This is a genomic window from Phenylobacterium sp. (assembly GCF_016124325.1).
GTDB lineage: Bacteria > Pseudomonadota > Alphaproteobacteria > Caulobacterales > Caulobacteraceae > Phenylobacterium.
Window position 1 is genome coordinate 121,697 of sequence record NZ_WGNY01000017.1, and the last position, 17,645, is coordinate 139,341.

The following is a 17,645-nucleotide window of genomic DNA, read 5'->3' on the forward strand; positions in this document are numbered from 1 at the left end:
AGGACGCCATGACCAATCGCCAGATCGTGCTCGACCGCCTGCCGGGGGCGGATCACCTGGCGGCCGAGCACTTCGCGCTGCGCCAGGGCGAGCGGCCCACGCCGGGCGAAGGCGAGGTGCTGCTGAAGACACGCTACATCTCGCTGGATGCGGCGAACCGGGCCTGGATGCAGGGCGCCACCTACCGCTCGGCGCTGGAGGGCGGCCAGGTGATGGCAGGCGGCTCGCTGTCGGAGGTCGTGGAGTCCAACGTCGCCCACCTCAAACCCGGCGACCTCGTGTTCGCCGACATCGGCTGGCAGGAGTACGGCGTCGCGCCAGGCAGGCGGCTGGAGAAGCTGCCCGACCTGAAGCCCGAGACCCACCTGCTCAGCGTCTTCGGCATCGCCGGGCTCACGGCCTATTTCGGCCTCCTGGAGTGCGGCCAGCCCAAGGCCGGCGAGACGGTCGTGATCTCCGCGGCGGCCGGCTCGGTGGGCTCGATCGTCGGCCAGATCGCCAAGATCAAGGGCTGCCGCGTCGTGGGCGTCGCCGGGGGCGAGGAGAAGGGGCGCTGGCTGACCGAAGAACTCGGCTTCGACGAAGCGGTCGACTACAAGGCCACCGATTTCAAGCGCCGGCTGCGCGCGGCCGTGCCCGACGGCATCGACGTCTTCTTTGACAACACTGGCGGCGACGTCTTCGAGGCCTGCCTGTTCGGCATGAAGAACCACGGGCGGATCGCCTGCTGCGGGGCGGTGTCGCAGTACGACGGGGCCGCGCCGCCGCACGGGCCCCGCGGCATCCCCGGGCTGATCGTCACCAAGCGTCTGACCCTGCGCGGGTTCGTGGTGATGGATTTCGCCGACCAGAACGCCAAGGCCCTGGCCGACCTGCAGGCCTGGGTGAAGGACGGGCGCCTCAAGGTGAAGGAGGACATCATCGACGGCCTGGAGAACCTGCCCTCGGCGCTGATCGGCCTGCTCAACGGCGAAAACCGCGGCAAGCGGATGGTGCGGGTCTGATGGCCGGGTCTCCGTTCAGCGCCACCTACGCCGAGGCGCGCGACAAGTTCCTGGCGGCCGCGACGGAGGCCGGGGCGAGCCTCTCGGCCTATGTCCATCCCCAGCGGGGTCCCGATGGGGGCGAACTGGCGACCGACGTCGCCTGGGTCGGGCCGGCGGACGCGCAAGCGGTGCTGGTCATGGTGTCCGGCACCCACGGGGTCGAGGGCCACTGCGGCTCGGGCGCACAGGTCGACTGGCTTCACCGCGGCGAGTACGCGCGGCTGGGACCGAAGCTGGCGGTGGCGCTCGTTCACGCCATCAACCCCTACGGCTTCGCCTGGAGCCGGCGGGTGACGCACGAGAACGTCGACCTCAACCGCAACTTCATCGACTTCACGAAGCCGCTCCCGCAGAACCCCGCCTACGACGGGCTGGCCGCGGCGGTGAAGCCGCTCACCTGGACCGAAACGGCCCGCAATGAATCCCGCGAGATCCTCCTGGGCTACGCCCGCGAACACGGCTTCCCGGCGCTCGTCCAGGCCATGTCGGGCGGTCAGTACAGACACTCCGACGGCATCTTCTACGGCGGTTCCGGGCCGACGTGGTCCCGAAGGACCCTGGAGGCGATCTTCCGCGAGCGGCTGTCGGCCGCCTCGGACGTGGGCATCATCGACTATCACACCGGGCTGGGTCCGGAGGGCTACGCCGAGCAGATCGTCAGCGCGCTCCCGACATCGGACGAATACCGGCGCGCGGCCCTGTGGCACGGCCTCGCCGTCGCCAGCCAGAGCGGCGGAGAGTCGGTCTCGGCCAAGCTGGCCGGCGACTGGCTGGACGCGGCGCCCGGGCTCCTCGGCCACGCCCGGGTGACCGGCATCGCGCTGGAATACGGCACCGTGGAAAGCAACCAGGTGCTAGAGGCGTTGCGGGCCGACAACTGGCTGCACGCCCATGGCGATCCGCTGAGCGCCGAGGGGCAGGCGATCAAGGCGCAGATCCGCGCGGCCTTCTACGTCGACACCCAGGTCTGGCATGGGATGGTGCTGGGCCAGTCGCTGATCGCGGGCCGGCAGGCGATCGCCGGACTGACCCGGGCCGTCGCGGCCTAGAGCCTTCCCGGATCAGGTGGGATCACCTGATCCGGACCAGAAGGCTCTATTTTCAAGCATATGGAGCCCGTCCGGGCGGGTGTACCGGTATCCACTTCACCCTGACGGGCTCTAGCCGATATCGAGTTCGGGCCGGACCTCGATCGCACCGTAGCGGCCCACCGGGATGCCTTGGGCGATCTCCAGCGCCTGGGCCATGTCGCGGGCTTCGATGAAGATGAAGCCGGCCAGGGCCTCCTTGGTCTCGGCGAACGGGCCATCCAGCACGACCGACGCGCCGGAGCGGCGGCGGATGGTGCTGGCCATGCCTACGCCCTGCAGCGCCGAGGCGGCAATGAAATGGCCGCGGCGTTCCAGCTCGCGGTCGTAGGCCAGGGAGGCTTCGTCGAGCGCGGCCTGTTCTTCAAGGCTGAGGGCCGCGAGGGCGCCGGGCTCAAGATAGACGAGGCAGAGATACTTCATCGTGGAGAGCTCCCGTGTCGGGTGGATGCGCCCGGAGGACGCCGGGCCGCGCCGGGCCCCGACAAAATCGGTCAGCCCGCGTCACGCAGGGCGAGGCCGGCCTTCCAGTCGAACAGCTCCTGCAGCACCTGGAGCGCCTTGCCGCGCTCGGAGGTCAGGCCGGGGTCGCGGTTGACGATCAGGCGTGCGTCGTCGCCCGCAACCGAGATCAGGTCGCGGTGGGCGAAGGGATCGGCGAAGACGTAGTCCGGCAGGCCGCTCTGGCGCAGGCCCAGCGCGTCGCCGCCGCCGCGCAGCTCCAAGTCCTTCTCGGCGATGACGAAGCCGTCGTCGGTCCGGCGCAGGATGTCGAGGCGCTGCTGGGCGGTTTCCGACAGCGGCGGGTCATAGAGCAAGACACAGGCGCTCTCGCGGCTGCCCCGGCCGACCCGCCCGCGAAGCTGGTGGAGCTGGGCGAGGCCGAAGCGCTCGGCCTGCTCGATCACCATGATGGTGGCGTTGGGCACGTTGACGCCCACCTCGACGACCGTGGTGGCGACCAGCACCGGGACGCGGCCGTCGGCGAAGTCGGCCATGACCGCGTCCTTTTCGGCGCCCGACATCTTGCCGTGGACGAGGCCGACGCCGGGGCCGAGCGTCTCACGCAGCGCCACGGCCCGCATCTCGGCGGCGGCGAGGTCGCTCACCTCGGACTCCGACACCAGTGGGCAGATCCAGAAGGCCTGGGCGCCGCCGGCGACCGCCTGTTTCAGGCGGCCGACGATCTCGTCCAGGCGGCCGATGGGCACGGCGCGGGTGGCCACCGGTGTGCGGCCTGGTGGCTTCTGGTCAATCCGGCTGACGTCCAGATCGCCGTACATGGTCAATTCCAGCGTACGCGGGATCGGCGTGGCCGACATGGCGATCAGGTGGACGGCGCGCCCCTTGCCCTGCAGGCGCTGGCGTTCGGCCACGCCGAAGCGGTGCTGCTCGTCGATGACCACCAACTCCAGCTTGTCGAAGGCGACGTCGTCCTGGAACAGGGCGTGGGTCCCGACGGCGACCTTGGCCGACCCCGAGGCCAGGGCGCGCAGCTTCTCGGCCCGCCCGGCGCCCTTGTCCCGGCCGGTGAGCAGCACGACGTCCACCCCGTGGTCGGCCAGCGGCCCCGAGATCGTCTCAAAATGCTGGCGGGCCAGGATCTCGGTGGGGGCCATCAGGGCGCTCTGGCCGCCGCACTCGGCCACGTCGGCCATGGCGCACATCGCCACCACGGTCTTGCCCGAGCCGACGTCGCCCTGGACCAGCCGGCTCATCCGCTCGCCAGCGGCGAAGTCGGCGCGGATGTCGGACAGCGCGCGCTCCTGGGCGTCGGTGAAGGCGAAGGGCAGGTCGGCGCGGATGCGCGAGGCCAGCCCCCCGGGCGTAATGCGGGCGGCGGGCTCGCGGCGGCGCGCGGCCTTGCGCTGGGCCATGGCGAGCTGGTGGGCCAGCAGCTCGTCGTAGGCCAGCCGGCGGCGGTGGGGGCAGGCGAGGGCGAGGTCGGCCTCGCTGCGGGGCGCGTGAAGGGCGTGCAGCGCCTCCCGCCACGACGGAAACCGCTCCTGGGCCTTCCACGCGGGATCGAGCCATTCAGGCAGGTCCGGCGCACGCGCCTCGGCCTCGTCGACGAACGTGCGCACCCGGCGGGGCGGGAGGCCTTCGGTGGCCGGATAGATCGCTTCGACCTCGGGAATCTCGCCGGCCTTGTCCGGCGCGAGCATGTAATCGGGATGCACCATCTGCCGGCCGAACCGGTCGTCCTCGACCTTACCCGAGATCACGCGCTTCTCACCGACGGGATGTCGCCGCTCCAGGTCGTCCCCGAAGCGTCCGAAGAAGACGAGGGTCATGAAGCCGGTGTCGTCCGTCACGCGCACCCGCGTCGGCTGTGTGCGGGTGCGAGCCTTCTGGTAGGCGTCGATCGTCACCACGAAGGTCATCACCTGGCCGTCGACAGCGCCCGACAGCACGCCGGGCGTGCGGCGCACGATCGAATGCGGCTTGAGCCACAGGACATCACGCACGAGCGGTCCCGCTACGCGCTCCAGCAGCGGCGCGACGCGGGGACCCACGCCTTTCAGCGTGGCGATCGGTGCGAAGAGCGGGAACAGAATCTCCGGCCGCATAATTCGAGCATACCCGACTGGCGCGCCGCGCCGCGCCGCTCTATATCCGCCCCTCCCGATGACGAGCGAAGATGCCCGCCTGAAGAAACTGAAGCTGCGCGCCTGGCGGCGGGGCTTCAGGGAAGCGGACCTCATTCTGGGGCCGTTCGCGGATCAGCACGTCTCGGCATTCTCGAATGACGAACTCGATTGGTTCGAGCGCCTGCTGGAACAGCCGGATCAGGATCTCTACGCCTGGATCCTCGAACGCGTCCCCACGCCGCCCGAGTTCGACGGCCCGTTGATGAAGAGACTTAAGGCGTTTCGCGACGAGGTCTACAGTGGCGGCGGCCGTGGCTGACGGCGGCGCCCTGAGCGGGCCGGCGCGCATGCGACGCGTGGCCGAAGATCCCGGACGCCTCGACCTCGTGGGCGCGCCCGAGGGCTTCGACGCCCTGGTGACGGCCGACATCCTGCGAGCCCGGAAGGGGCTGGGCGTGTTTGTCGCGCGCGACGGGACCCGCCTGTCGGCCTTCGTCGACGCCTTCGGCTTCTTCGCCCAGGATATCGAGGTGCTGTCGTTCCCGGCCTGGGACTGCCTGCCGTACGACCGGGTCGGGCCTTCGTCGGGCGTGTCTGCGCAGCGCATGGCCACGCTGTCGCGCCTCGCGGAAGGCCTGGACGGGCGGCCAAGGCTGCTGGTGACGACCGCGCCGGCGCTGCTCCAGCGCGTTCCGCCGCTCTCGGCCGTGCAAGGCGCCGGCTATTCGGCGCGGGTCGGCAACGTCGTGAGGATCGACGACCTCGAACGCTATTTCGCGGTGAACGGCTACCAGCGCGCCTCGACCGTTTCGGAGAAGGGCGAATTCGCGATCCGCGGAGGCGTGATCGACGTCTTCCCGCCGGGCGCCGACGAGCCGGTCCGTCTCGACCTCTTCGGCGACACGCTGGACTCCATCCGCGGCTTCGACCCCGAGAGCCAGCGGTCGACGCGCCAGCTCAAGGACGTGGCCCTGCTGCCGGTCAGCGAAGCGCTGGTGGACAACGAGGCGGTGAGCCGTTTCCGCACCGGCTACCTGGAGGCCTTCGGCGCCCCGGGGGACGACCCGCTCTACGCCGCGGTTTCGGAGGGTGGCCGGCGCGCCGGCATGGAGCACTACCTGCCGCTCTTCTATCCGGAGATGGCGACCCTTTTCGACTATCTGCCCGATGGGACCGTCATCGCGCTGGACCACCTGGCCCGAGACGCGCGGGACGAACGCCTGGCGATGATCGCCGACGCCTACGACGCGCGCGCCGCGGCCGAGCGCCGGGTCCACTATCATCCGCTGGATCCCGGCCGGCTCTATCTGGACGCCGAGGCGTGGGACGCGGCGCTGGCGGTTCGCCCGACCCGCCGGTTCTCGGCTTTCAACCAGGCCGAGGGCCAAGCGGTGATCGACATGGGCGCCCACGCCGGGCGCAACTTCTCGGCCGAGCGGAAGCTGGACAGCGTCAACCTCTTCGAGGCGACGGTCGACCATGCTCGAAAACTCTCGGCGGCAGGCAAGCGGGTGCTGTTCGCCTCCTGGTCGGAGGGCTCATCCGACCGGCTGGGCCACATGCTGGCCGATCATGGCCTGGCCAGCCTGCCGCTCGCGCCGTACTGGGACGCCGCCCGCGCCGCCGATCCGAAGAAGCCGCAGCGCGTCGTGCTGCCGCTGGACGCCGGCTTCGAGACCGACAACCTGGCGATCGTCTCCGAGACCGACATTCTGGGCGACCGGCTGGCGCGTCCACGCAAGCGTCGGCGCGCCGCCAACTTCCTGGCGGAAGCCTCGGCCCTCACGCCCGGTGACCTGGTCGTGCACATCGACCACGGGATCGGCCGATACGCCGGGCTCAAGACGCTGGACGTCCAAGGCGCGCCGCACGACACGCTGGAACTGCACTACGGCGGCGAGGCCAAGCTCTACCTCCCGGTCGAGAACATCGACCTCCTGACCCGCTACGGCGCCGATTCCGAGGGCGTGCAACTCGACCGGCCGGGTGGGGCCGCCTGGCAGGGCCGCAAGGCGCGCGCCAAGGAGCGGCTGCGCGAGATGGCCGATGGCCTGATCCGCATCGCCGCGGAGCGGGCCATGAAGCAGACCGCGCCGACCGAGCCGCCGAGCGGCCTGTTCGACGAATTCTGCGCGCGCTTCCCCTACGAAGAGACCGACGACCAGCTCGCGGCGATCGGCGACGTCCTGGAGGACCTCGGCGCAGGGCGCCCGATGGACCGGCTGATCTGCGGCGACGTGGGCTTCGGCAAGACCGAGGTGGCGCTGCGGGCGGCCTTCGTCGTGGCGATGAGCGGCCAGCAGGTGGCCGTGGTCGCCCCGACCACGCTGCTGGCGCGCCAGCACTACAAGACCTTCACCGAGCGGTTCGAGGGCTGGCCTGTACGCGTGCGCCGCCTGTCGCGGCTGGTGCCGGCGAAGGAAGCCGCCGAGACGCGCGACGCCCTGGCCAAGGGCGAGGTGGAGGTGGTGGTCGGCACCCACGCGGTGCTGTCCAAGCAGGTCAGCTTCAAGCAGCTGGGCCTCGTGATCGTCGACGAGGAGCAGCACTTCGGGGTCAAGCACAAGGAGAAGCTCAAGGAGCTTCGCGCCGACGTGCATATGCTGACCCTGACCGCCACGCCGATCCCGAGGACGCTCCAGATGTCGCTCAGTGGCATCCGGGAGATGTCGATCATCGCCACGCCGCCGGTCGACCGGCTGGCCGTGCGCACCTACGTCACGCCGTGGGACCCGGTCGTCATCCGCGAGGCGCTGCTGCGCGAGAAGTACCGCGGCGGCCAGGCCTATTTCGTCTGCCCGCGGATCAGCGACCTGTCCGAACTCGAACGGTTCCTGCGCGAGCAGGTCCCCGAGGTGAAGTTCGTCGTGGGCCACGGCCAGATGGCGCCCACCCAGCTCGAAGAGGTGATGAGCGCGTTTTACGACGGCCAGTACGACGTGCTGCTCTCGACCACCATCGTGGAGAGCGGCCTCGACATCCCGACCGCCAACACCATGGTCATCCACCGCGCCGACATGTTCGGCCTCGCCCAGATGTATCAGCTGCGCGGACGCGTGGGGCGTTCCAAGTCGCGCGCCTATGCCTATCTCACGACCCCGGCGGAGAAGCAGATCACGCTGTCGGCCGAAAAGCGGCTGAAGGTGCTGCAGTCGCTCGACAGCCTGGGCGCCGGCTTCCAGCTCGCCAGCCACGACCTCGACATCCGCGGCGGCGGCAACCTGCTGGGCGACGAGCAGTCGGGCCACATTCGCGAGATCGGCGTCGAACTCTACCAGCAGATGCTGGAGGACGCCGTCGCCGAGCTGAAGGCGCGGGGCGGGGACGACGAGGTCGCCGATCGGGGATGGTCGCCGCAGATCAACACCGGCGCCGCCGTGCTGATCCCGGAGGACTACGTGCCCGACCTCAATGTGCGTCTGGCCCTCTACCGCCGCATCTCCGACGCCGAAAAGGCGCAGGACCGCGAAGCGCTGGCAGCCGAACTCATCGACCGCTTCGGGCCGCTGCCGCCGGAGGCCGATCAACTGCTGAAGGTGGTCGCGATCAAGGGCCTCTGCCGCGAAGCCAACGTCGCGAAGATCGATGTCGGCCCCAAGGGCGCCGTCGTCAGCTTCCGGAACGACGACTTCAGGAACCCGGCCGCCCTCATCGCCTTCGTGGCCAAGAACCAGATCACCTGGCGGGTGCGCCCCGACAACAAGGTGGTGGTGAAGGGCGAGTGGGAAACCTCGCGCCAGCGCCTGGACGCGGCCGAGAAGGTCCTGGCCGAACTGGCGCGGCTCGCCGCCTAGAGCCTTCCCGGATCAGGTGGGATCACCTGATCCGGGCGAGAAGGCTCTATCTTTAAGCCTATGGAGCCCGTCCGGGCGGGTGAACCGGTATCCACTTCACCCTGACGGGCTCTAGATCACAAGGCGGTCAGCGGGCGGCCGCCAGCCGTTGAATCGTGGTTTAGACTTCGTGGGCTACACAAGTACGGATGATGGAGCCGCTCCACGCCCCACGGGGCGCGCCGGGGGAGCTCCGATATGGATATTCGAGGAGAACGCCATGCGGACCGCCCTGATCGCCCTGGCCGCCGTGACTTCCGCCGCAGCGGTCGCGCCGGCTGCGCCCGCGGCCGCCCAGAGCGCCGAGGCGCTCGCCGACGTGCGGTGCGTGCTGGTGCTGGGCGTCGCCGCCCGCGACCCGAACCAGAAGCAGGCGGCGTTCCAGGGAACCTACTACTACCTGGGCCGCATCGACGGGCGCGGCCTCAAGCCGAAGCTGGAGGCCCTGATGAAGGCGGAGGGCAAGAACATCCCGGGCCCCGATCAGCTCAAGGCCGAACTGACCCGCTGCGGCGGCGAGCTTCGCCAGCGCGCGACCGATCTCCAAACGACCTACCAGCACCTGCAGGCCGAGGCCGAAGCGGCCAAACCCGCGCCGGCGCAATAGGCGGTCAGCCGGCCTTCGCCTCGGCGATCATCCGGCGCGCGCGCACCCACCATTCGAGGCGTTGGGCGGAGACGAGGCCCACCGCGAGCAGCAGGAAGCTGTCGGTCGCTTCCGCGGCCGTGAGGTGCAGGGTCGAAGCCTGGCCGTCCATCACGCCGCGCAGGAGGTAGCGCAGCCCGAAGATCCCCAGGATCAGCAACATGCCCAGCGGGGACACCTTGCTGGTCACCACGTGGGTCTGCGGATCGATGGTGAAGCGGCTCGCCCGGCCGCGCCACCAGCCGAGCAGCGCGCCCAGCCCGACCGCGGCGACATCGAGCGCCAGACCCAGCGCGCTTGGCGGCGGGCTTTGGCTGAACGCCAGGATCGCCATCAGCATGATGACCATCGGTGAGATCCAGAGCCGCTCCACCCGCAACTTGCGGGCGCGCGCGTTTCTCAGGATCACGAGGCCGACGACCAGGAGCGGGACGAGATAGGTGAGGTACCCGGCGCCGGTGGGAACGTGGTTCATCAACTCGCCTTCAGGGAACGGGCCATAGCGGCGGCCTGCTCCAAGGCGTAGCCCACACCATCCGGCGACGCCACTTCGGCGACCCCGAGATCGAATTCCACCACGAACGGCGTCGCGCCCTGACCGGCCTCGAACGCCGTGCAGCCGATGACCGCCGCGATGCGCTCGCCCGCCAGACGCGCCGCGTGCAGCGGGGTCGCGGGCAGGGCCAGGGCGAAGACTTCGGGCGCAAGGCGGGCCGCGGTGTCCTCGACGCGGACGAGGCGGCCGATCATCGAGCCGATCTGCGGAATCGCCCGGGCGACCCAGCCGCCGGCGCGCGGCGCCTTGAGGTCGACGTTCTCGGAGACCTTGAGCATGCACACGCTCAGCGGCCGGTTGCGATCCTGGGCGCTGCGCGCCAGCCGGCGCAGGTGCGCGGCGAAGAGATCGCGGGTGAACAGACCGGTGGCCGCATCCATCAGGCCGGAGCTGCGCGCCTGTTCCAGCGCCGAGCGAACCGCCTTCTGACGTCGGAACGCCCGGGCGAGTTCGACCACGCGCAGCGCAGTCTCGCCTTCGGGCTGCTCCGGCGACGCCACGTCCGAGATGCCCCGGTGATACGCTTCGGCCGCCGTGATCTGCGATTCGGCCCGCATGTAGAGCAGGGCGGGCGTGTGGTAGAGCCGGGTGTTGCGGCGCAGCCCCGCGGCGATCGACAGGGCCTCGTGCGGATTGTCGCCAGCCCACAGGACCACGGCGTCGAACGGCCGCTCGTGCAGGTAGTCGAAAGCCGTGAAGGCCGTGAAGGCGCCCACGACCTCGGCCCCGTTGCGTCCCAGGGCGTTGGAGAGGGCGAGGAATTGCGGCGCCGGCTCGCCGATGGCCAGCACGCGGAAGGGCGTCGTGTCGTTCTGCGGCGCTTCGAGCGGATAGCCGCGCTCGTCGAACGTCTCCAGCCGGACCTCGAATTCCTCCTCGGCTACGGCGGTCCGCACGAGGGTTTCGAGGCGCATGGCCGCCTGGGCGGGATGCAACGGCCCCGCGAGCGTGAGGTCGAAGCCGTGATCGTGCTGAAACGGGTCGGGCGCGCCCATGGCCATGATCGGCAGACGGCGCGGGGCGCACGCGGCGCGCAGACGCCGCGCCACTTCAGCCGCTTCGCCCCTCGCGGTCGCCAGATCGACGATGGCCGCCTGAATCTGCAGGTCAGCAACAGCCGCCGCCGCCGCCGCTTCGCTGCGGGCGGTGATCGTACGCCAGCCGAGTCGATCCAGGCCCTCCGCGAGCGGTCCGGCCGTCGAATCATCTTCGGCGACGATCAGGACTCGCGCCTGCACTCCTGCCGACATATCCCCATCCCAGCACGTCTCGGCACGTCCTAAGCACGGAAGCGGGCCGGACCGGAAGACGTGATCCTTAACCGCCGTCAGGTTGCAGAAGGGTTTCATTGTGAGGGAGGGGAGCCGTTGGGGACGGATCTGACAGGAAAGACGGCCGTTGTGACGGGCGCAAACGGCGGCCTGGGCGCTCATTTCTGCCGCCTGCTCGCCGCCCAGGGCGCGGCGGTGGCGGTCACCGCACGGCGAATCGACAAGATTCGGCCGCTCGTCGACGAGATCACGGCCTCCGGAGGCCGCGCGACCGCGATGGCGCTGGACGTTTCCGACGCGGCCGCCATCGGGCCGCTGCTTGACCGGGTCCAGGCCGAGCTGGGCGGCCTCGACATCCTCGTCAACAATGCCGGCGTGGGCGGCGAAGGCCTGGCGCTGGACCTCTCGATCGAGGACTTCGACACGACCTTCGCGGTGAATGTGCGGGGCGTCTTCTTCGCGGCCCGCGAGGCGGCGAAGCGGATGATCGCCGCGGGCGTGGAGGGGCGGATCCTCAACATCGCCTCGATCGCCAGCCACACGGTGCTTCCCGGGCTGTCGGCCTACTGCGGCTCCAAGGCGGCGGTCGCGATGCTCACGCGCAGCCTGGCCCGCGAATGGGCGCGCCGAGGCCTGGCCGTCAACGCGCTGTGCCCCGGCTACATCGAGACCGCCATCAACGACGCCTGGTGGCCGACCGAGGGGGGACAACGGCAGCTCAAGGGGTTCCCGCGCCGTCGCCTGATGGACGCCAGCGACCTCGACGCGGCCTTCCTGATGCTGGTGGGCCCCGCGGCCAGCGCGATCACGGGCAGCGTCATCACCATCGACGACGGCCAGACCCTTCCGGGCGGCGGATAGGCCGCGAAGCAGGCCGCTCGCGAGGATATTGGCTGACCGAAGGGCAGGGCGGTTAGCCTTGCATCAAATGGAGGACGCCATGCGCCAGGGACCGCTCAGTGGGCTGAAGATCGTCGAGTTCGCCGGCATCGGGCCGGGCCCGTTCTGCGGCATGCTGCTGTCCGACCTCGGCGCCGACGTCGTCCGCGTCGACCGGAAGGGCGGCGGCCGTGGCGGCTCGCCCACCGACATCACCTCGCGCGGACGCCGTTCCGTGGCGCTCGACCTGAAGACGCCAGAGGCCGTCGAGGCCTGCCTCAAGCTGATGTCCAAGGCCGACGGGATCGTCGAGGGCTTCCGGCCCGGCGTGATGGAGCGCCTGGGGCTGGGGCCCGATGTGGCGCTCAAGCGCAACCCGCGCCTGGTCTACGGCCGCATGACCGGCTGGGGGCAGACCGGCCCCTACGCACACGCCGCCGGCCACGACATGAACTACATCGCCATCACCGGCGCGCTGCATGCCATCGGGACGTCGGACAAGCCCGTGCCGCCGCTCAACCTGGTGGGCGACTTCGGCGGGGGCGCGCTCTACCTAGCGTTCGGCGTGCTGGCCGGGATCATCCAGGCGCGCGAGACCGGCAAGGGTCAGGTGGTGGACTGCGCCATGAGCGACGGCGCGGCCTCGCTGATGGCGATGTTCTACGGCATGAAGGCGGCGGGCGTCTGGACGGAACAGCGCCGGTCCAACCTGCTGGATGGCGGGGCGCACTTCTACGACACCTACCAATGTTCCGACGGCAAGTGGGTCTCGATCGGGTCGATCGAGCCGCAATTCTACGCCCTCCTGCTGGAGAAGACGGGGATCACCGACCCGGACTTCCAGCGCCAGATGGACCGGGGCGCCTGGCCTGAGCTGCACGAAAAGCTCGCCAAGGTGATCGCGACCAAGACCCGGGACGAGTGGACCGCGATCATGGGCGGCACCGACGTCTGCTTCGCCCCCGTACTCGACCTCGACGAGGCGCCCAAGCATCCGCACAACGCCGCGCGGCAGACCTTCGTGGAGGTGGGCGGTGTGACCCAGCCGGCGCCGGCGCCGCGCTTCTCGGCCACCCCCGGCGCGATCCAGGGGCCGCCGCCATCGATCGGCGCTCACAATCGCGAGGCGCTGGCCGACTGGGGCTTCTCCGAGGCCGAGATCGCCGAGCTGTCCGGGGCCGCGCCCGTCGCCGGCTGACCTGTCACAGCCGGTTACCTGAAGGACCTGTTCAGGCGCGGTTCAGCCGGTTCCGCCCAGGTTTGACGCTGGATCGGACGCCGCGCTCTCCCGTCCCTCGAAGCGGGGTCCGGTCCAGATGGAACGACACGCCCATCGGCGGCGCGCCACCTTCGCAATCCGGGGTGGCGCGCCGTTAATGCATCAAGTCTTGCTTCGCCGGGCGACGACCCTCACCCTCCGCCACCATGACGTTGCTGGAAAAGGTCCGCCAGATCCGGGCTCGGGACTGGGACCCCGTCCATGCCGCGGGTGTCGCGTTGACCGTGCTTGGCAAGGCGCTGTCGCGGCTCTGGGGCCGCGATGTGATGCTCTACACCGGGGGCGTCTCGTTCTTCATCATGCTCGCCATCTTCCCGGCGATCGCCATCGTCATGGGCCTCTACAGCGTGCTGTCCGACCCCGCGAGCATCGCGGCCCAGGGCGAGGCGGTGGCGCGCCTCCTTCCCGACGCCGCGCGCCTGATCTTGCAAAACGAGCTCACGCGCCTGGCCAATGCCCCTGACGACAGCATCTCGTTCCAAAGCGGCGTGGCCCTGCTGATCGGCGGCTACGCGTCGCACCGTGGCTTCAAGGCCCTGTTGGCCGGCCTGTCGTTCATCCACGACGAGGACAACCCCCGGGGCTTCGTGGGCTTCAATCTCCTGGCGCTCGCCGTGCTGGTGGCGACATTGGGCGCGCTGGGCGTGCTCTCGGTCGCCTTCTTCGCCATCAGGATCCTGGGCGAGACGTTCGAGCTGCGGCCGCTGCGCGGGACGTTGTGGCTGTTCAGCGAGTGGACCTGGGCCAGCGTCGGCATGTCGGTGGGCATGACGCTGATCTACCGCTGGGCGATGTCGCGCGACCCGGTCGACTGGCGCGCCTCGGTGCTGGGCGGGACAGCGGCGGCGGCCCTGTGCATCTTCGCCTCGTGGGCGCTAGGCTTCTACGTCGAACAGATCGCCCAGTTCGGTGCGACCTATGGCTCGGTGGCCACGGTGGTGATCTTCCTGATCTGGCTGTCGTGGAACGTGAACGCCGTCTTCTTCGGCGGCGCACTGGCGACCGAGGTCGAGCTGGCGGTGCACGCTCGGCGCGCGCCGCTGATGTCACGATCGGGTGAGGCCCATCCCCGGCGCTAGGGTTTCACCACCAGGAAGCTGAGGGTACGCTCCACATCCGACTGCTCGATCACCTCGGCGCCTATCGAGGCGGCGAAATGCGGGACGTCGATACGCGCAAGGGGATCGTCGGCGAGCAACCGCACCCTCGCGCCAGCCGGCGCGCGCTCGAGCGCCCGGCGGAGCTTCAGGGTGGGCACCGGGCAACGGTGGCCCCGCGCGTCCACGAGGATTTCGGCTGAAGTCATACGGGGCGCTTACACCAGCCGTGCGAGGCGCCCAAGCGTTCCCGCACGGCGGATGCGAGAGGGGACGGCAAGCCGATGAGCGGGGCCTTGGAGACCTTCACCACGGATATCCCGAGCCGCCTGGACCGGCTTCCGTTCCGCCGTTTCCACTGGCTGGTCATCATGGCGCTCGGCGTCACCTGGATCCTCGACGGGCTCGAGGTCACCCTGGTCGGCGCGTTGTCGCCCGCGATCGAGGGCGCGGACGGCCTCGGCATGACCCCGACGCAGATCGGCCTGTCGGGAAGCGCCTACATCCTCGGCGCGGTCCTGGGGGCCGTGGTGTTCGGGCGGCTCACCGACCGCTACGGCCGCCGCCGGCTGTTCACGGTCACCGTGGGGCTCTACCTGCTGGCGACGATCGCGACCGGCCTGTCGTGGGACGTCTGGTCCTTCATGGCGTTTCGCTTCCTCACCGGAGCTGGGATCGGCGGTGAGTACGGGGCGATCAACTCGGCCATCGACGAGCTCATTCCCGCTCGCCGGCGTGGCCATGTGGCGCTCGCGATCAACGGCAGCTTCTGGATCGGCGCGGCGCTGGGCGCGCTCGGCTCCGTCGTCGTGCTCGATCCGCAGATCGTCGACCAGGCCCTGGGTTGGCGTCTGGCCTTCGTGATCGGCGGCGTGCTGGCGCTGACGGTCGTGGTGATCCGCCGCTACATCCCGGAAAGTCCCCGCTGGCTGATGACCCATGGGCGGCCCGAGGAGGCCGAACAGGTGGTGCGGGGCATCGAAGCCCATGTGGGCGGGGGAGGGCCGCTGCCGCCGGTTCCGGAGGGGACGCCGCCGCTGCGCCTGGTGAGGCGAGGCCACACGAGCTGGAGCGAGATCGCCGCGACGCTCTTCATACACCACCCGCGACGCACGGCGCTGGGGCTGACGCTGATGGCGACCCAGGCGTTCTGCTACAACGCGATCTTCTTCACCTACGCGCTTGTCCTGACCAAGTTCTATCACGTGAAGCCCGAGGCGGTCGGATGGTTCATCCTGCCTTTCGCCTTCGGCAACGTGACCGGCCCGCTGCTGCTGGGCCCGCTGTTCGACAGCCTCGGGCGCAAGCCCATGATCGCGGCCACCTATGGGCTGGCGGGATCGCTCCTGTGCCTCACCGGCTGGTTCTTCGATCGGGGGTGGCTCACGGCCGAGACCCAGACCGCCGCCTGGATGGTGATCTTCTTCTTCGCCTCGGCAGGCGCCAGCGCGGCCTATCTGACGGTGGGCGAGCTGTTTCCACTGGAAACGCGGGCGATCACGATCTCGCTGTTCTACGCCACCGGAACCCTGCTGGGCGGCGTGGCCGGCCCGGCGCTGTTCGGGGCGCTCATCCAGTCGGGCGAACGCTGGCGCATCTTCGCCGGCGACGCCCTGGGCGGCGGCCTGATGCTGCTCGCCGCGGCGGTGGAGCTGGCGATCGGCGTGGCCGCCGAGCGGAAGTCCCTGGAGGAGGTGGCGCCGCCCCTTTCCGTATTCTCGGACGATCCGTCGTGACGACACGGCCGCCCGCGACGGGGTCGCGGGCGGCCGGCGTAGCGTTGGGCGAAAGCTGGCGCTACCGCGAGAGGTGAAGGGCCGCGATCTGGCCGGCGATGGACTGGAACACGGCCGTCAGGGCGCTGGAGTCCTCGACATCGTAGTAGTAGTCGCGGCCCGTGGCGCAGTTCTGAAGCAGGCTGCTGTCGCCGCTCTTCACTTCGACGCGGACCGTATAGATCTCGATGTCCTTGGCCTTCATGTTCTCGCAGAGCAGCGCGAGACGGGAGTCCAGCGCGGCGGTGCGCTCGGCGTCCGTCGCGCCCTGTTGCAGCGGCGTCAGGTCGGCCTTCAGGACCCGGCCCTGCCAGATATAGCCCGTGGCCGCGTACGAGCCGTCGTTGGGTGTGTCCCGCTGCGAAATGGTGTTCTCGCCGTCGGTCATGAGCACGACGATCTTCTTGTACTTGGGCGTCCCGTAGGCGACTCCGTCCTCAAAGGGGGCGTACGGCGAGATCGTGTTCCAGCCCCACGCCATGCCGATCGGGATGTTCGTGTTGCCGCCGGCCGACAGGCTGTTGATGGCGCTGCGTAGCGACGAGAAGTTCGTCGTCAGGCGCATCAGGGTCTGCATCGAGCAGTCCTTGTTCGGGCCCTTGCCGGACCCGCCGATGCCGCTGACCTTCTTGTACTTGGTGATCGAACCCTGACGGACCCGCCAGTCGTTGCTGTTGGTCCCGTCGCTCAGGTAGTCGTTCTGGTAGTCCTGGCCGTAACCGCTCGTCTTGCTGTCGGGCTCGTCCACCGCGAAATAGGGGGTGTAGAGCGTGGCTCCCGAGGTGGCCGGCGTGTCCTGCACGTCATAGGGAGCCTGGCGCATCTCGACGCAGCCACGCCAGCTCACGCCCATCTTCTTGAACAGGTCCATGCGGTTGGCGTGCTGGGTGCCGCTGGACGTCGTGAAGATCTCGTCGTTGATCGGGGAGTCGCCGTTCTGGTCGATCCAGCTTGCGTTCTGATAGGCGCTGCTGTCCACGCGTACGGCGTTGGCGAAGGGCACCAGCGCGATCCGCACCGAGTTCGGCTCCACCGCCTTGTTCGCCGCGTCCTCCATCTTGTCGATGAATTCCCTTGCGGCGCTCTTGAGGTCGGAGAGCTTGCTGCCCTCGTTCATCGAGCCGGTGTTGTCGAGCACCAGGGCGATCTCGACCTTCATGTCCGCGCGCACCACCTCCGACGTCGCCGCGATCGGCATCGTGCCGCCGCTGAGCAGTCCGGAGATGAACGGCGTCACGTCCACCTGCGCGGCCGCGATCACGCGGCCGTTGTCGCCGAAGGTGAAGGACGAGGAGGTGAGGGCGAAGTGGTCGTCGAGCTTGAGGTTCTGCCTCAGGAAGCGCTCCCCGGCCGTCTGCAGTTCGCCATCCGTCGTCGCAGGGGTGCGGGCGGCCCCGAGGGCGGCCGCGTCCAGCGCGTCCTGAAGCTGCGACTTGGCGCTCGTCGCGCGGGCCAGGTCTATGGCGCCCAGTCCGGCGATGCAGATCGGGCCCATCGCCAGCGCCATCACGATGGCGACGTTGCCCCGGTCATCCAGCGGGCGCACGAAGCGGCGCACCTTTTCGAAGCTTGGCTTGCGCATTC

15 protein-coding genes are annotated in these 17,645 nt (G+C 69.7%); 9 read left to right on the forward strand and 6 right to left on the reverse strand.

Going from position 1 to position 17,645, the window contains the following annotated elements:
* The first annotated feature begins 8 nt into the window (after positions 1-8).
* Positions 9-1,004 carry an NADP-dependent oxidoreductase gene (locus tag GC203_RS09930; protein WP_293453798.1) on the forward strand — a complete coding sequence of 332 codons (996 nt, stop codon included), beginning with the start codon at positions 9-11 and terminating at the stop codon, positions 1,002-1,004.
* Positions 1,004-2,095 carry a M14 family metallopeptidase gene (locus GC203_RS09935; protein ID WP_293453800.1) on the forward strand — a complete coding sequence of 364 codons (1,092 nt, stop codon included), beginning with the start codon at positions 1,004-1,006 and terminating at the stop codon, positions 2,093-2,095. The genes GC203_RS09930 and GC203_RS09935 overlap by 1 nt, the downstream gene beginning before the upstream one ends.
* Positions 2,096-2,206: 111 nt before the next feature.
* On the opposite strand, the gene GC203_RS09940 is transcribed toward GC203_RS09935, so the two are convergent.
* On the reverse strand, positions 2,207-2,557 hold the full coding sequence (locus GC203_RS09940) for a YciI family protein (RefSeq protein WP_293453802.1): 351 nt from the start codon (positions 2,555-2,557) through the stop codon (positions 2,207-2,209).
* Between the two features lie 71 nt (positions 2,558-2,628).
* Positions 2,629-4,704: an ATP-dependent DNA helicase RecG gene (recG, locus tag GC203_RS09945; RefSeq protein WP_293453804.1), complete on the reverse strand. Its 2,076-nt coding sequence runs from the start codon at positions 4,702-4,704 to the stop codon at positions 2,629-2,631.
* Positions 4,705-4,762: 58 nt separating this feature from the next.
* On the opposite strand from recG, the gene GC203_RS09950 reads away from it, so the two are divergent.
* The 3 genes from GC203_RS09950 to GC203_RS09960 all read left to right on the forward strand — a co-directional run bounded on the left by GC203_RS09950 (position 4,763) and on the right by GC203_RS09960 (position 9,165).
* Entirely contained in the window at positions 4,763-5,044 is a 282-nt protein-coding gene (locus tag GC203_RS09950) for a succinate dehydrogenase assembly factor 2 (RefSeq protein ID WP_293453806.1), read from the forward strand.
* Positions 5,045-5,072: 28 nt separating this feature from the next.
* Positions 5,073-8,519 carry a transcription-repair coupling factor gene (mfd, locus tag GC203_RS09955; protein WP_293453913.1) on the forward strand — a complete coding sequence of 1,149 codons (3,447 nt, stop codon included), beginning with the start codon at positions 5,073-5,075 and terminating at the stop codon, positions 8,517-8,519.
* Positions 8,520-8,778: 259 nt separating this feature from the next.
* Positions 8,779-9,165, forward strand: coding sequence for a hypothetical protein (locus GC203_RS09960; RefSeq protein WP_293453808.1), 387 nt, complete (start codon positions 8,779-8,781; stop codon positions 9,163-9,165).
* A gap of 4 nt (positions 9,166-9,169) precedes the next feature.
* On the opposite strand, the gene GC203_RS09965 is transcribed toward GC203_RS09960, so the two are convergent.
* Positions 9,170-9,679: a CcdC protein domain-containing protein gene (locus GC203_RS09965; protein WP_293453810.1), complete on the reverse strand. Its 510-nt coding sequence runs from the start codon at positions 9,677-9,679 to the stop codon at positions 9,170-9,172.
* Positions 9,679-11,010 carry a diguanylate cyclase gene (locus GC203_RS09970; protein WP_293453915.1) on the reverse strand — a complete coding sequence of 444 codons (1,332 nt, stop codon included), beginning with the start codon at positions 11,008-11,010 and terminating at the stop codon, positions 9,679-9,681. The genes GC203_RS09965 and GC203_RS09970 overlap by 1 nt, the downstream gene beginning before the upstream one ends.
* Positions 11,011-11,160: 150 nt before the next feature.
* Here GC203_RS09970 and GC203_RS09975 point away from each other — a divergent pair, with 150 nt between their 5' ends.
* The 3 genes from GC203_RS09975 to GC203_RS09985 all read left to right on the forward strand — a co-directional run bounded on the left by GC203_RS09975 (position 11,161) and on the right by GC203_RS09985 (position 14,268).
* On the forward strand, positions 11,161-11,892 hold the full coding sequence (locus tag GC203_RS09975; RefSeq protein WP_293453812.1) for an SDR family oxidoreductase: 732 nt from the start codon (positions 11,161-11,163) through the stop codon (positions 11,890-11,892).
* Positions 11,893-11,971: 79 nt separating this feature from the next.
* Positions 11,972-13,108, forward strand: a complete 1,137-nt coding sequence (locus GC203_RS09980; protein WP_293453814.1) for a CaiB/BaiF CoA-transferase family protein — start codon at positions 11,972-11,974, stop codon at positions 13,106-13,108.
* Positions 13,109-13,335: 227 nt separating this feature from the next.
* Positions 13,336-14,268, forward strand: a complete 933-nt coding sequence (locus GC203_RS09985) for a YihY/virulence factor BrkB family protein (protein ID WP_293453816.1) — start codon at positions 13,336-13,338, stop codon at positions 14,266-14,268.
* Here GC203_RS09985 and GC203_RS09990 read toward each other — a convergent pair.
* Positions 14,265-14,495 carry a sulfurtransferase TusA family protein gene (locus GC203_RS09990; RefSeq protein ID WP_293453817.1) on the reverse strand — a complete coding sequence of 77 codons (231 nt, stop codon included), beginning with the start codon at positions 14,493-14,495 and terminating at the stop codon, positions 14,265-14,267. The two genes, GC203_RS09985 and GC203_RS09990, sit on opposite strands and share 4 nt — an antisense overlap.
* A 75-nt stretch (positions 14,496-14,570) precedes the next feature.
* Here GC203_RS09990 and GC203_RS09995 point away from each other — a divergent pair, with 75 nt between their 5' ends.
* Positions 14,571-16,022, forward strand: coding sequence for an MFS transporter (locus tag GC203_RS09995; RefSeq protein WP_293453819.1), 1,452 nt, complete (start codon positions 14,571-14,573; stop codon positions 16,020-16,022).
* A gap of 61 nt (positions 16,023-16,083) precedes the next feature.
* Here GC203_RS09995 and GC203_RS10000 read toward each other — a convergent pair whose 3' ends face one another.
* Positions 16,084-17,643, reverse strand: coding sequence for a pilus assembly protein TadG-related protein (locus GC203_RS10000; protein ID WP_293453821.1), 1,560 nt, complete (start codon positions 17,641-17,643; stop codon positions 16,084-16,086).
* Between the last annotated feature and the right edge of the window lie 2 nt (positions 17,644-17,645).